The following is a 13,781-nucleotide window of genomic DNA, read 5'->3' on the forward strand; positions in this document are numbered from 1 at the left end:
GCTAGAAGTCACGTCCGGTTCGGGAACGCGCAAGATTTCGCTTCGGTATCCGAGAAGAAGGCGAAAGCTGCCTTTCTGCTTGCCGTGCGCCAACTCTCCTTCTCTGGTGAGAAGGAGAGCCGGTTCATCAGTCTACCCGTTTTGAACTTTCACCCAAAAGCGTTCTGTAGCTGACCGCCGTGGCTCCCATCCAGCCTCTTTGAGCTGAAGAGGCAATTCCTTTTCGGCGGCGTCTGGGACGGCCTTCAGGATTTCGGCGATTGTTGTCCGGTTTCGCCCCTCAAGATAGGTATCGAGACTCACAGCGGGTACCAGTGCTGAGAACGCAGGCATCGGGATTTCGTCGATCCGGATGCATTCCTCCTCCTCAAGATACTCTGCAACCCGGTGTAAGCCGAGGAATTTCACCCCGGCCAGCCCGTCTTCGGTATAGAATCCCGACCCTGCCGCATCGGCAAACATGTCCCAAAGCCTCTCCACCACTAGGGGTGGAAGATGCTGGAGCATGGTGAGCCGGTTGATCGGCTCCCACCGGAGAAGTTCATCCGGCGCACCGACGATCACTTCGATCCGATCTGTGGCGACATTGAACCGGATCCGGCCCTTCATTCGGGCACGGATTTCGTCCCGCATTTCCTGCTCATCGCGCATGATGATGTTCCTCATTGGTTTCTACGTTTCGTTCTGAACGGATCGGAGAAACTGGTTGAGGCGGCCCTGTTGGCCATGGCGTGGTGCGGACGCGCGTAATTGCCCGGCCCTCTTTCGAAGGTCGGGATGCATGTAACTGTCTGATGTGCCAGTATTTCATGGCGATCAGACGTCGATTGTGAGTGATTTATGATGGAAGTGGTTGCGGGGGCACACAACCACCGATACCCACACTCAATTCGAACAATGATATAATCGCATAATTTCAAAATCTTAACACACCTAAACCTCGCGCACGTTATTAATTCCCGCGTCACCCTCGCCGCATCAATAGGATGTGCATTGCAGAACCGCCTACTTGATATAGTCGGTCTTCTCTGAATATTATTCCCTAGCATTTTTAGGGGGAAATAATGGGTAGCAGTGGATCAGGAAATTTTAGCGATTATTCCGGCAAACAAAAAACAGAATCAGGTAATGATTCTTCTGGCGGCTCCAGCGGTTCAGATAAATGTAGTGAAGCATTTACGGCGAGCCTAGAAGACGTTGCCAGCCACGATTTTTATAAGACCCATGGCGCTCCGCCTCCAGTTGGCACTCCTCTTACAGTTGGGATAAAAGGCAGAATCATAGCTGTAGCGGGCACAGAATCTGTCGGATCTCTACCTACTCGCTTAAATTATCTAGCGGGTTGCCTGCAGGACGGATTCACATATACCGGCGTGGTAACTGCGTCTTCGAATGGTAGTCATCCCCAAGTTCAAGCCGATTTTGTCGTTAAATAAATGCCAGCGACACCTCCCCTTCTGATCGGCGAAGTCACGATTGACTTTACGATGCCGACGCGCACCAATGGCGCAAAAGTGAGACTTGGTGGTGTAGTACACGCGGCTCGCGGTCTATGGGCAAGTGGAAAAAAATACTCCGTCGGGGCATTTTGCCCCTCATACTTGGTCGAACAAGCTCGGAATTACCTAAACCAGCATGGATGCCAAGAGTTTATTCTACTCGGAGAAGTTACCGGAGCTCCAAACGTTGTCGCCATTGCTGACGTAAGAGAGATTGGACACCAAGGCTATGAAGATATTCTTCGTGACGAGAGACGAGTTGTTCCACTTTACAACGATGTTGATTTGAGTCGATTTAATTGCGTTGTTATATTCCCGGGACGCTACAATATTGAAAGTATAATTAACAAGTTCCAATCAGGAGCTAACATCACGATTGATGTGGCTTACGATATAAACGACGCGAGGTCCCTCCGAGAACTTACGAATAAAATCACCTCATTAGTAATCTCGACATCTTCGCAATTATTTTCGACACTTGCTTCTGTCGATATTGATCCATTAATAGAACTTTCCAAAAATATTGGGGTAAAAAACTTACTTTTAAAAGAAAATCGTGGCGGTAGCAGACTATTTGACCTTACAACCAACGATGTAGAATACATTACTGCCACCCTAGGCACCACCGTAAATTCCGTAGGGGTCGGGGATGTTTTCACTGCTGTATTTGGAACTCTAGAAGACAGTGCACGTGATGCGGCTTGGCGAGGCATGCAAGTCGCAACAATTTATTCCCAGACTACATGGCCAGATGATCTTCGACGCGATGTCAAACGACAACTCCAGCTTCCCATCAATATTGTCCGCAATTTAGGAGGAGTTAGTCTCCCATGGCATATACGTCCGGATCTACAGATTTATTTGGCAGCGCCAGACTTCTCATACGCAGATCACAAAGAAATCGCGGCAGCTGTAGCAGCATTAGAATATCATAACTTCCACGTCAGAAGACCTGTTAAAGAAAATGGAGAGGCTGACCGCGAATCTCCCATTGAATCTCTTGCTGTTTACTATTTTAACGATGTGCAACTGCTTCGGGAATGTTCGGTAGTTTTTGCCGTGCCAATTGAACGTGACCCAGGAACTCTAGTTGAAATTGGACTTGCAATCGAGATGGGAAAGCCTGTTATTACTTTCGATCCCCGTCACGAAAACCGAAATACAATGGTCGTTAAGGGAAGTGTTACTTATTCATCTGATCTTGATATCTGCCTGAATGGGACATTCGACGCCTTATCAAAAATTATCCACGGCACTCTTTCATGACTAAGAAGGTAATGCTTCTCGCATCTGGAGGTTTAGACTCCACAACAGTAGCTTTTTTACTGCATGCGAAAGGAGCTGATGTCAGTCCCTTATTTTTTGACTATGGACAACACTGTGTCGAGACGGAATGGCATCGAGTGAACGAGGTCCTACCTACCGGCATGCAGCGTCCAGAACGCGTCAACCTCTCTGATATTTTTAGAGGGTCAAAGTCACGCTTGATTATAGAAGCTGACCTTTGGAAAGATGATGTTCACGATGATGATTTGTACGTACCTTATCGAACTCTCTTATTTTATGCTGCTGCCGCTGCAAAAGCGCAAACGTTGGGAATTATTGAAGTTTATACGGGCTTCATCAATAGTAATCATGCTAAAGAAATTGACTGTACGGCTGAGTTCATGAATAAACTTGATGGACTCACAGAATCCATTGGTCCAGTCCGCTTTACGTCTCCGTTTAGATACTTTTCAAAGACAGAAGTCGCTCGGGAGGCTATTCGTCTCGGTGTCCCTATTGGGAGGACCTTCTCTTGCCAAGCTGCTAGCCAATTGCCTTGTGGAGCTTGTCCAAACTGCGTAGAGCGCTTAGGAGCTTTACGGCAAACTGGATTACTACAATGACGCACCACACAACTGATCGACTTGAACTGCTGAAGGCCGCACGTAAGGTCGCCGATTTTGCATCGCATCAAGGCGTTCCCTCTTCATATGGTATACGACGCGCAACCTATGAACATGCAGGTGCCCTTCTCGCGGATTCTGTCCTGCAAGCGGGACTTAATTATCGCTCAGTTGTGTTACCACGCGTTGATCGTATTCTAAGGAAATTTCCAGATGCGGATTGCATAAGTGCGCTCATTATTGTCGTTAAGAAGGGTCATTCGAGGCATCTTCTTGACTGGCAGCATCCGATAAAAGTCGGACGATTTGAACAACTGGTTAGTTTTTTCCACAAAGCCAATGTCGAGACTACGGAAGACATTCGCTTATTACTCAAGTCCGACAAGCTCTGTGCAGACCTCCAGTCACTGAACGGAATCGGCCCCAAAACAGTTGATTACATGGCTTGTTTAGTAGGAATTGAGTCGATTGCTGTGGATCGTCACGTCAGAACTTTTGCGGCAAAAGCTGGCATTAATAACGATGAATACAGTTTCTTAAAATATGTATTTTGTTATGCCGCTGATCTGCTGTCTATATCTCGACGGGAATTCGATGCATGGATTTGGACATGCGAAACCCATAAACAGTCACCTCAATTAAATCTCGCTCTCTAAAGAAATAGAGATTCCGTAATCACTCTCTTTTCCTTAAAATTTCAATCACGACGTTCATAAAAACTAAATATAATTCATAATATACCACATCAGAAAACTGAAATACTTACATAAATGAATATACCATTCGGCGAACTAACTCAACTTGATCTCTCCGATCATGATCTGTGTCGGCAGTTTCTTGCTCTAGACAAACATCGCCTCGCGGAAGGCCTGGTGATCGAAAGTCTGTTTGACCAGTATCTTGAAACATTCCCGGGCGACCAGAAAGATGTTCCCCGGCTAATTGATGCCGACACGGCAATAGCAGTCAATCCTGGAGATAAGGTTACCTATGCGTTTGTATGGGACAGGGGAAGCCCGGTGGGACTGGGACGATATCTCACTGCGCTCGGACAGCATTACCGGGTAATACTTGTCCGTTTTGACAATGCCCATAAACTTTTTACTGCTGCCGAATGTAGGGAAGGAAAGCGGGTTTCCACATGGTTCCCCCTTCCTGAACTGGCCCAAAAGCTGTCGGGTAAAAATGAGCCTTCAGCATTTGATATTGACGCATCTGTCAGGGATACAAAACGCATCAACCAGAGTTTCTGGGGTTACCTGTCAGAACATTATGGGACCGAACTCGGTCAACGCGTTATTCTGCCCAGAATATTCCTGAATTTCGGCATTCAGCCCTGGTTTAAGTATGTATGGAATGTCGATCGCATTTACCTGCAGGGCAATCAGCTCTGGCACCTCGAAATCAAGCATAAATATCCGATGTCCGGCAGGCCTCTGACCTTCGGTCTGAATGATGGCGAACTCAGAATGATCAGACAGCTGGCACGTTGCGGTCTTCGTTCGCTTCACACCATTATCGTCAAACCGCGCTGGGACAAGGAAACGGGGTCGATGTTTCTGACCAACAACATGACGGCCCGTAGTTCAGCTGCCGTAATAGGCCGTGAAATAACCTCCGGGGATGCGCTCTCCATAATGCGGCAGCCCCCACGTTATTCAGGAGCAGACACCTCCTTCACTGGTCGGAAAGGGTTAAAATTCTATCCGTTGCTGGCAACAGATTTCTCATCGTTCGGCGCGCTTGGCATGCCTCACACTGAAGTCGCGACCCGTATGGACGCATTCATGCGGGGAGAAAAAAGAGAGCCAGTGACCGATGACTGGCTGCTTAGCCTGAAGATGAAATAATCCATTTCTGTGATCCTGAAATCACTATGCGCCCTGACGCCCTCTGACAAGCCTGATAAATTCTCCAACATTCATAAGCCATGCCTGTTGCGACGGCCGGAAGGTGGCATGCAGCTTCTGCGGCAGCACAAGCTGTAGTTCCTTTACCCGCATCTCATCAGTCTGGTTTTCGGAAATACCGGGCTCCAGTGTGAGAAGGTGCTTTTTTCTGATGCGTAACGCCTCCGACAGTACCTGCCGCCAGCGGTCTTTGAGTGTCGATTTCGAACCCAGCATCGTCAGCCTGTCAGCCGGGAAAAGTGGATCAGCATAAGCCGCTTTTCCGGGGAACAGAAAATCAGGTTTATTACGGTTCTCTGTCTCGGCGCCACGTGCATACCGAAGGCCGTTGGCTTGGAATACCGCTTCAAGATGATTTTCCAGGGCGGACCCTGCGCGGGCCTTACGCCGGTTCTGCACACTCAGTGAGAATGCAAGAAAACCGTCGACATCTGCCCCCTCGGCGCACTGAAAACCTCCATTGATTTTCTCCGCAACGATACGGCGCTCCAGTCTGCGAAACAGCTGTTCTTCACGCTCCATCCACTCAACCAGTGCCCCGTCCGGATCATCGTGCGCCGAAATATCCGCCAGTGAGGAACGCGCAAGCTCGGAAAAAACACGTGTCGTGGGAAATCTGAGACCAAACGGCTCAATCAACGTATCAAGAATATCCGCCTCAGGTTCTTCCGGTTCCACTCCCAGTTCATCGAGAATGTAACGGGCCGCGAAGCCCAGCTCGGGGTCGTGCGCCCCTTCTATCTCCTGGAAAGAAAAGCTGGTTCCCGACAGGTCATCGAGCCCGAACAGCCAGAGAAGCTGATTCTGAACGGTGCTGTCTGCCGGCACAACAATCAGAAGGGCGCTTCCGTCCTGCCTCATGGCCAGAAAGAACACATCGCCCGAAGCCATGACTTCGGTCACTTCATTGGAACGGTAATAAAGCCGGTATTCGGTACGGACCGGATGTTTCCGGCGGGCGTCATACCAGCTCAGCATGCCATCAACGGAAATGGCAGCTTCTTCCTCCCCGAGCCATATGAACCTGGCTGGAATATTCCGGCGGTCGTCGTCACCCAGAAGCTTCCTTAGGGCCGTAGAACCGTTCAGTTCATGCTGATTGGACCTGTCGGGACGGGTTTCAACCTCGGTCAGTCTTTTTGCCACGACCCCTTCAAACTGATCCGAAAGCTGTCCCCGTCTCACCAGTTACCGTCCTCTTATTTCAAGTTCGGATGCGTCCGATTTCAGCCATGCTGAACAGGCTTCAAGGATGTTTTCCATGGAAAGACGTCCTTTCCCACGCATCGCGCATTCCCATACGGTTCCCACGCGCCAGCCAGCATTATGCAAAGCAAGTTCCGTCCGCACATCAACAGCCCTGTTCCGGTCAATTTTCATCCGCCAGAATTCGGTCCGGCTGCCGGGAAGACGGAAAAGGTAACAGTCGTGTCCATGCCAGAAGCAGCCATGCACCAGAATGACAGCATGGTATTTCGGGAAAACCAGATCAGGGGTTCCGGGCAGTTTCCTGTCATGCAGCCTGAACCGGAAACCAAGAGCATGCAGCCCCCGCCGCAGAACCATCTCGGGTTTTGTGTCTTTTCCCCGGATGCCGGACATCATCCGGCTGCGCTGTTCCGGTGAAACGATATCAGGCAACAGCCATGCTCTGATCATGAGCAGGTCTCATGCCTGCAGTCCCGTCTCTGCTGTCCCGGCGCTCCCGTGCCAGGGCCGAGCGTATATGGGGCTTCATGGCATTGGCCAGAAACTCGATAACCGGCACCACAACCGCATTTCCGAACTGACGATAGGCCTGCGTGTCCGAAACACCGATACGGAACCGCCTGTCACCACGATCGAAACCCATAAGACGCGCGCACTCCAGCGGTGTGAGACGGCGCGGCCGTTTGCCCTCCTGCCGGATCAGGATTTCGGACCCGTCCTTGAAATAACGGGCGGAGAGTGTCCGTGCCACATCATCCGGTCCGCACAGTCCGAAGCCGAAACCGTTACCCGCAGCAGCATGCTTGGCCTTGTAATTCTGAAGATAATTCCACAGATGTTCCGTAAGGGTATATTTTGGTTCCACCTCTGCATGCGGCAGAAGGATTGAACCCAACCTCGGACCTTTTTCTATCGGTGGCACAACCAGAGATTTCAGATCAAAATCTGTTTTTTCCCTGAATCCGACAATAAAAATACGCTCACGTTTCTGTGGCACCCATGATGCGGCACTGATCACGCGGGTCTGCACATGATAACCGAGTTCTTCCTCGAGAACATGCATGATCGTGGCAAAAGTACGTCCCTTATCGTGCCGTTCCAGGTTTTTGACATTTTCCAGAAGGAAGGCTGCCGGCCGGTGATGGGCGATGATTCTGGCTGTATCGAAAAACAGGGTTCCCTGCGTGTCACACAGGAAGCCATGAGGCCGACCTAAAGAATTCTTCTTGGAAACCCCGGCAATCGAAAACGGCTGACATGGAAAACCTGCAAGCAGAACATCATGTTCCGGAATCAGGGAGGGATCTTCTGCGAACGGACGGATATCCCCGCTGATCTCATGGTTGTCCGGATAGTTCAGAGCATAGGTCTGCCGTGAAAATCTGTCCCATTCGGATGTAAAGACACATCGACCGCCGATTTCCTCAAAACCGATCCGCAGGCCGCCTATCCCGGCAAACAGATCGATAAAACGGAAATCAACCCTGTCTTTCTCTTTTGCCCGGAGACGTTCATCAGCAATGCGGCGCAGGAAATTGAGAGAGGTCCGGCTCGCCGTGCCGGGGGTATTCTCATAACGGTACACTGTCCGTTCCCCAAGACCCAGTTCTTCAGCCGCCTGGTGCAGCGTCAGGCCTGCCCGATCGCGCAGCAGGCTGAAATCGGTCCGCGATGACATAGGCATTCTTTCAGATCAGGGTAGCACGAGGTTTATCTCTGCCCTGATGGCAGAATCTGTCCCCGAAAGCAAGCCCTGTTCCTTATATGTTCCAAGCGCAGCAACACGGTACCAAGCATCCATCAGATATGTTGGCAGGATGTCAGCATGCCCGCCGCGTTCTGCATACTGGACGTGTCACGGTTTAGTTCCGGACCATTGGTTATCTGTTAAACGACGTTGGCCGTCCACGCGGAAGGATTTCTGGAGGACGAAGATCGAGCGGAATATGGAAAATGATAGCCGCGCAATCCGGGCCCTGCCGGCCTCTGGCTGGCGGGTCGCCACGGTTTGGGAATGTGTCCTAAAGGGCCGCACCCGGCCCGACTTTTCCGAGGCTATGCAGCACCTGGTCGCCTGGATAAGATCAGCGGAGAAGACTATGACTGTTAGGGGCAGATAATTGGTCGCATCACTGGAGCAATTTTTAGATCTGATGCGCTACTATGGCGCTCATCGTATTTATGCAAAATATTTGTCGCCCAATGATAACTCGAAAAACCAAGTATATCTGGGTGGTGGCTTTGCAGCACTGAATGTCATTCCGCATGGCGAAGTCTACACTGACGCTTCTGAAAAGGCCGGCAGCGTGCGCGACCGCGCTAAGGCCGATGTCGAATTTTACTGGATCAATGAAGAAGGCAGGCACCGCGCACCCGACGCAAACCTGATCCTCTACCCCAAATATCCCGAAGTGAGGATGTCCGGCTTTCTAAAGGGCTGCAAGGGGGCACCTTCAAAGCTCCTCACCGTTCGCGATGAGGGACGAGTTATGTTCTTCGGCGTGACCCGAGACGGCGTCGTCCTGGGCTATGTCACGGATGCCGATGACCCGATCACAAAGGAACTGACGGCAGGCAACTGGCCGATGCTAGGCGTCTTCACCGAATTGCCGCTCAGCCTGGATCTACCAGCCGATCCGAAAACTATCCTCCTTGATGAACTGCGCCGCATTTATCAGCTGAACTGGATCATGTCCCAAAAGCTGGCGAAAGACGGTACGAAGGCGCCCTATGCAGCCCGCAATGGGGGCGGCTATACTCTTGAAGCCGAGCTTGGCATTACTCCCAACGGCTACGCAGAGCCGGACTTCATGGGCTGGGAAGTGAAGCAATATGGCGTGAATAATTTCACAGCCTTCAGGCCAAAATCGCCGGTAACCCTTATGACGCCGGAACCGACAGGCGGTATCTACAAAAGCGAGGGCGTGGCAGAATTTCTGAAGCGTTTCGGCTACGCGGATCAGAGCGGCAAAGAAGATCGCTTCAATTTTGGCGGCCGCTATGACTGTACTCGCGGTCACCACCATCTAACCGGGTTGCGCATGACCCTGACGGGATATGATGCTGCGACTGGCAAGATATCCGATATCGAGGGCGGCATGGCTCTGGTCAGTGCGACCGACGCTGTTGCTGCGTCGTGGACTTTCAAGAGCCTGATGGCACACTGGAACCGGAAGCATGCGCAGGCGGCCTACGTGCCCTCCTTATCCCGAACACCACCGCCGGAATATAGCTACGGGGCACAGGTTCTCCTTTGCGAGCAGACCGATTTTCTGCTGTTCCTAAAGGCTTTTTCGACGGGGACGGTGTATTATGACCCGGCTGTTAAAATCGAAAAGGCTTCGTCGGCAAGGCCGGACATCAAGCGGCGCAGTCAATTCCGGGTCGCTCATGCCGGTCTGACCCAGCTTTATCAGAAGAATGAAACTGTCCTCCTTTACTGAATAATAATTCCGGAAAAATGCACGACAGTTGGTTTGGCAGGTTCAAGCCTGATGCGGCAAGATTGTATCATTACTAAGTCGCAATAAACTTCCTCTCTTGCACGTCATTGCCAGCATGATGGGGCGCTACGGGTAAACAATGGGCCAGCACTGCCATACGGCTGGCATCGTCCAGGCCGTCGATCCATCGCCACAGCGCATCCTCATCATCCGGCAGATCATGCTTCCAGCCCTCGTTGCGCTGGCACACTGCCCGGCATGTCGGGCGAATGGACCGGCAGCGGGATTTCGCGGACATAGGCTTCCAGGCAATCCGCACCCGGTGTCTGCCAGTAAACATCGCGCACCAAGTATGCAGCAGTTCGGTCAGGGCAATATGCGGGTTCACGGTTATGGCTCTGGGATACGATGTCCCAGACCTGTTCATGGCGGGCATGATCATCGCTGATGGAAAAGGCCATCAACTGTTTCAGATTCATGCCGTCCTGCTCATAGATATCCAGCAGCTTGTCGGACACGGTCAATAAGACCCAGGCGCTGTTTGACTACCCTCGCCAAACGGATCGTTTAATTATTCAGAGCCATGTCCGCTTCCGCCCTCATGTCAGCCATTCAGTCTGCCAATCTTATTCCCCAGAGCGGACAGTCCGCCGGCACAGCGAACGGATTTCGTTTGCGTTTGAAAGGGACGTCCTTCGGCAGGTATCGGCTTGACGCGCTGGAATTTCGTCATACGAGCTTCTCCTGCCGGACTCGGATATTAGCGATCCACCTCTCCAACGTTTCGATTTCCGTTTGGATGACACTCGGCGCGGGAATCCGCGGGTTAATCTCGCCGGGCTGGCTGTGGAGTAGCGCCGAGCATCTGCCAAAGGCCTCTCGCATCGTCGTGCAATCACCATCGGTGAGAACGGTGAGCTTAATGAGGCCGGTGGTATCGACCTTACGCGACAGTCGCCGTATCACCGGGCCGACGATTTCCTCGACGGCACGCTCCCATGTCGTACGCAACTGGTCCTGAAAAGAGGTCACCTCGCGCAACCACTTGGCTTGATCGCCTCGTTCATAATGGATTTTCACGTTGGAAAGGTGCGACTTCATGCCGTCGAGCACCTTGTCTAGCGGCATGACAGTAGCGGGTGGCTCTTGATGGCAAAAGCCTGAATTGTTGGCGCCTCTGCTGACAAGACGATAGGTGACGGGTGTAGCTTCGAGATCCTTGGTAGCCCGACATGCTTCATCGAGTAACAGCAGGAAAGCCATGTCGTGAGTAAAGACTACGACCTGCCGGGACTTGCCGGCTTCGGCCAGGCGCGCCGCTACGCGATCACGATGGAGATGATCGAGCGACGAAACAGGGTCATCAAACACGATTGCGGACTGCGCGTCGATTGTGGAGAGTTCCGCCAAGAACGCAGCGAGAGCTACGCAGCGATGCTCGCCCTCGCTCAAAACCTTCCCAACTGGCTCGCTCGGCTTGTTGATGAGCCGAACCTGAAAGAAGGGGACACCGGCAGTCGTCTTTGTCTGCTGGAGCTCAATGGCGAGCCCTGCGACGCCGAGCTTGTCTACTTCAACTGCAAAACGCCCACGCAGGCGATTAGTAACGAGGGCCTGCGCAATCCTGGCGCTCTGTTTGGTGATCTTGTTTGTCGCCGTGTCCTTGCCTGCCTTTTCGAGAGTCTCTACGGTCTTGAGACGAGTGATCTGTGCGAGTACATCGGGCAGAACGACACCCAGCCACTTGCGATCGGCGAGCCCATCGCGTTCGGCGATAAGCGCAATTCGCTGAGGTGAATTTGTCTCCGACCTCAAGGCATTCATACGGGTCTCCAAGCCGGAAAGGGCGCTTCGCAAGGAATTGACAGAAACCGCAACGGCCGGCGGCAACGCTGGTACGGTTTCGAAACGATGCGTGCGCAGGATGGCGCGCAGACGCCATGCGAGAACCAAAATCTCGCGACGGACCGATGTGGCGAGGGTCTCTTGTCCAAGATCGTCCCGGATCAGCGTGATGATTGCCGGGACTTCGGCCATCGCGATACTCTTCGACGCGGCATCCTTCAGCGCATCTTCATAGACCCTCTCAGCCTCTTCCTCCCGGCGCTTGCTCTCATCCTGGACGAAGGCTTCGAAGCTGCTCAAACGTTTCGAGGCTTCTTCGCTGAGGGGCTGCTGGCAGAGAACGCAATGCGCGCCGGCGTCGGTAACGGGAAAGCCCTTCTCCGGATAGGCTGACGCACGGGAATAGTCGCGGGCTGCCTCCCAGAGCGACTTCCACACGTCTGACCCGATGTCGGGCAGCGGTTCGTCGGCGAAGAGGTTCGCGGAAGCGGAAGCGGCCGCCTGGCGTGCCGTACCAAGACGGGCATGGGCGTCGTGCAGTGCGGTCCAGGTTTCCTCAGCCACGACGGCCGCCAAACGCTCCAGATGTTCAATGGTCGTCTTGAGGCGGGTCTCTTGGCCCTGAAGCTGGCGTAACGTGCGCGCCGGATCGCTGGCGAGATCAGTGACCAGGGTCTGAAGCCGGGATTCCTCATCGACATTGATGCCCGCCAATTTCTCGACGGTTTCAGGCTTGGTCTTCCCTGAAAGGACGGCGACCAGCTTGCCGACCTCGGTTTCGGGCTTGCACTCGGGGTTGTAAAGAATGGCTGGCGTCTGCTCCTGCAAGGTCTTGATCTCGGCAGCGAGGTTAGCCTTCACGTCCAGGCAGGCCTGCGCGAGGCCAGCGAGGATGCGGAGAGGAAGAGGCGTGTAGGCAAGATCGTTGGTGTTCTCGACATGGACATTGGCGGTGCGTGAATCGAATACGCTGACCGCCGAGAGCATCGCGTCGGTCGGTGAGCCTTGCGTCCAAGAGGCATTGCGCTTCTGACCGCCAATATAAAACTCGACATGGGCGGACGGCGTGCCCCCATCGGCTGCGTAGATGTTAGGCAGGATCGCATCCCCCTTGGGAGAGCGCGCCCTGCAGAGCTGTTTCAGAACACGAGCATAGCCGGACTTGCCGGCGCCATTGTCGCCGTAGATGACTGTCAGACCAGCCCTTCCAAAGGACAGACGTTCGCCTGAAGCGAGAGCGTTGACGTTGGACAGGCCGTGCAGCGCACCGAGACTGACGACGGCATGGCTGGCGGCGGGATCTCGAACGTGGGTCGCATCGAGCGGCGAGCCTTGGTCGGCGCCCTTGCAGATGGCCACGAGCGACGTCAGGTCCGCCGGCTCCAGCTTCGCCTGGCCACATAGCCGCCGTAGGGCGTCCCGTTGCCAAGTGGGGATGTCCGCTGACCATCTGAGGATGTCAGCAAGAGCCGCCGCTTCAGTGGAGAGATCTCTACCCTGTCCGTCCATCTTTCGCCTTCATTTCAAATATATAGTCTTTCATATAGCGTATAGAGTGCCATCGTCGTCTACCGAGAGTAGTTTGCCCATATAAGCTATTGGCCTACGGTTAGCGTTCGTCACCTATTGTGTCCCGAAATCCTTGATTACGCCAATGATGTCTCGCAACCTGATACTGTCGTCGTTTCAGGACGTCCTCGCGCTCCTGCTCCAGTGCATGGGCGGTCTTTTTTTGAATGTCCGTCCGTGCTACCGCAGTCCGCGACTGAGCATGCTGCGGCCGATCTCAATGTCACATTCGCTTTTCAGGCACGCTATCATCTCCTGGAGCGTGATATCTTTCTGCGCTTCAATCATGTCGGCAATAAATGCTTCATGCGCGTCGAGACGTGACCCACGCGGCTTGCCCTGACGACGGGGCGTTAGGACAGTTCCAAATAAAACAGATCGCTCACGCCGTGGTGACAGACCTCCACATCGCACCAA

Annotated in this window: 11 protein-coding genes and 1 pseudogene; 6 read left to right on the forward strand and 6 right to left on the reverse strand. The window is 53.0% G+C overall.

Annotated elements, in window-relative coordinates:
- Window positions 1–132: 132 nt before the first annotated feature.
- On the reverse strand, window positions 133–651 hold the full coding sequence (locus KP699_RS10090) for a hypothetical protein (protein ID WP_252346946.1): 519 nt from the start codon (window positions 649–651) through the stop codon (window positions 133–135).
- 413 nt (window positions 652–1,064) lie between these two features.
- Here KP699_RS10090 and KP699_RS10095 point away from each other — a divergent pair, with 413 nt between their 5' ends.
- From KP699_RS10095 to KP699_RS10115, 5 genes are all read left to right on the forward strand, one after another.
- Window positions 1,065–1,436: a hypothetical protein gene (locus tag KP699_RS10095; RefSeq protein WP_215762506.1), complete on the forward strand. Its 372-nt coding sequence runs from the start codon at window positions 1,065–1,067 to the stop codon at window positions 1,434–1,436.
- Window positions 1,437–1,487: 51 nt separating this feature from the next.
- Window positions 1,488–2,765, forward strand: coding sequence for a nucleoside 2-deoxyribosyltransferase (locus KP699_RS10100; RefSeq protein ID WP_215762507.1), 1,278 nt, complete (start codon window positions 1,488–1,490; stop codon window positions 2,763–2,765).
- Window positions 2,762–3,388: a 7-cyano-7-deazaguanine synthase gene (locus KP699_RS10105; protein ID WP_215762508.1), complete on the forward strand. Its 627-nt coding sequence runs from the start codon at window positions 2,762–2,764 to the stop codon at window positions 3,386–3,388. Before KP699_RS10100 ends, KP699_RS10105 begins: the two co-directional genes overlap by 4 nt.
- Window positions 3,385–4,044 (forward strand): hypothetical protein, encoded by a 660-nt coding sequence (locus tag KP699_RS10110; protein ID WP_215762509.1) that lies wholly within the window; start codon window positions 3,385–3,387, stop codon window positions 4,042–4,044. Before KP699_RS10105 ends, KP699_RS10110 begins: the two co-directional genes overlap by 4 nt.
- A gap of 114 nt (window positions 4,045–4,158) precedes the next feature.
- On the forward strand, window positions 4,159–5,238 hold the full coding sequence (locus KP699_RS10115; RefSeq protein ID WP_215762510.1) for a hypothetical protein: 1,080 nt from the start codon (window positions 4,159–4,161) through the stop codon (window positions 5,236–5,238).
- Between the two features lie 24 nt (window positions 5,239–5,262).
- Here KP699_RS10115 and KP699_RS10120 read toward each other — a convergent pair whose 3' ends face one another.
- Genes KP699_RS10120 through dcm form a run of 3 tightly spaced genes read right to left on the reverse strand, consistent with a single transcriptional unit; the run spans window position 5,263 to window position 8,185 of the window.
- Entirely contained in the window at window positions 5,263–6,483 is a 1,221-nt protein-coding gene (locus tag KP699_RS10120) for a type II restriction endonuclease (RefSeq protein ID WP_215762511.1), read from the reverse strand.
- A gap of 3 nt (window positions 6,484–6,486) precedes the next feature.
- Window positions 6,487–6,957 (reverse strand): very short patch repair endonuclease, encoded by a 471-nt coding sequence (locus KP699_RS10125; protein WP_308164909.1) that lies wholly within the window; start codon window positions 6,955–6,957, stop codon window positions 6,487–6,489.
- Window positions 6,932–8,185: a DNA (cytosine-5-)-methyltransferase gene (gene dcm / locus KP699_RS10130; protein WP_252346947.1), complete on the reverse strand. Its 1,254-nt coding sequence runs from the start codon at window positions 8,183–8,185 to the stop codon at window positions 6,932–6,934. The genes KP699_RS10125 and dcm overlap by 26 nt, the downstream gene beginning before the upstream one ends.
- 442 nt (window positions 8,186–8,627) lie before the next feature.
- Between dcm and KP699_RS10135 the strand changes: the two genes are divergently transcribed.
- The gene (locus KP699_RS10135) at window positions 8,628–9,950 is read left to right on the forward strand and encodes an MvaI/BcnI family restriction endonuclease (RefSeq protein ID WP_215762513.1); all 1,323 of its coding nucleotides are present in this window, start codon (window positions 8,628–8,630) and stop codon (window positions 9,948–9,950) included.
- A gap of 133 nt (window positions 9,951–10,083) precedes the next feature.
- Here the strand turns inward: KP699_RS10135 and KP699_RS10140 are convergent.
- Window positions 10,084–10,347: pseudogene (locus tag KP699_RS10140) on the reverse strand (chromosome partitioning protein ParB); the annotation flags it as partial.
- A gap of 332 nt (window positions 10,348–10,679) precedes the next feature.
- Complete coding sequence (locus tag KP699_RS10145) at window positions 10,680–13,304, reverse strand: AAA family ATPase (RefSeq protein WP_215762514.1); 2,625 nt, start codon at window positions 13,302–13,304, stop codon at window positions 10,680–10,682.
- Window positions 13,305–13,781: the final 477 nt, after the last annotated feature.

Origin of the sequence: Acetobacter sp. P1H12_c, assembly GCF_018811975.1 — a bacterium.
Classification (GTDB): domain Bacteria; phylum Pseudomonadota; class Alphaproteobacteria; order Acetobacterales; family Acetobacteraceae; genus Acetobacter; species Acetobacter persici.

What these genes read in the sequence shown, in the direction of transcription:
- KP699_RS10090 (WP_252346946.1), bottom strand. Translation starts at nt 651, where the DNA reads ATGCGCGATGAGCAGGAAATGCGGGACGAAATCCGTGCCCGAATGAAG.
- KP699_RS10095 (WP_215762506.1), top strand. Translation starts at nt 1,065, where the DNA reads ATGGGTAGCAGTGGATCAGGAAATTTTAGCGATTATTCCGGCAAACAA.
- KP699_RS10100 (WP_215762507.1), top strand. Translation starts at nt 1,488, where the DNA reads ATGCCGACGCGCACCAATGGCGCAAAAGTGAGACTTGGTGGTGTAGTA.
- KP699_RS10105 (WP_215762508.1), top strand. Translation starts at nt 2,762, where the DNA reads ATGACTAAGAAGGTAATGCTTCTCGCATCTGGAGGTTTAGACTCCACA.
- KP699_RS10110 (WP_215762509.1), top strand. Translation starts at nt 3,385, where the DNA reads ATGACGCACCACACAACTGATCGACTTGAACTGCTGAAGGCCGCACGT.
- KP699_RS10115 (WP_215762510.1), top strand. Translation starts at nt 4,159, where the DNA reads ATGAATATACCATTCGGCGAACTAACTCAACTTGATCTCTCCGATCAT.
- KP699_RS10125 (WP_308164909.1), bottom strand. Translation starts at nt 6,957, where the DNA reads ATGATCAGAGCATGGCTGTTGCCTGATATCGTTTCACCGGAACAGCGC.
- dcm (WP_252346947.1), bottom strand. Translation starts at nt 8,185, where the DNA reads ATGTCATCGCGGACCGATTTCAGCCTGCTGCGCGATCGGGCAGGCCTG.
- KP699_RS10145 (WP_215762514.1), bottom strand. Translation starts at nt 13,304, where the DNA reads ATGGACGGACAGGGTAGAGATCTCTCCACTGAAGCGGCGGCTCTTGCT.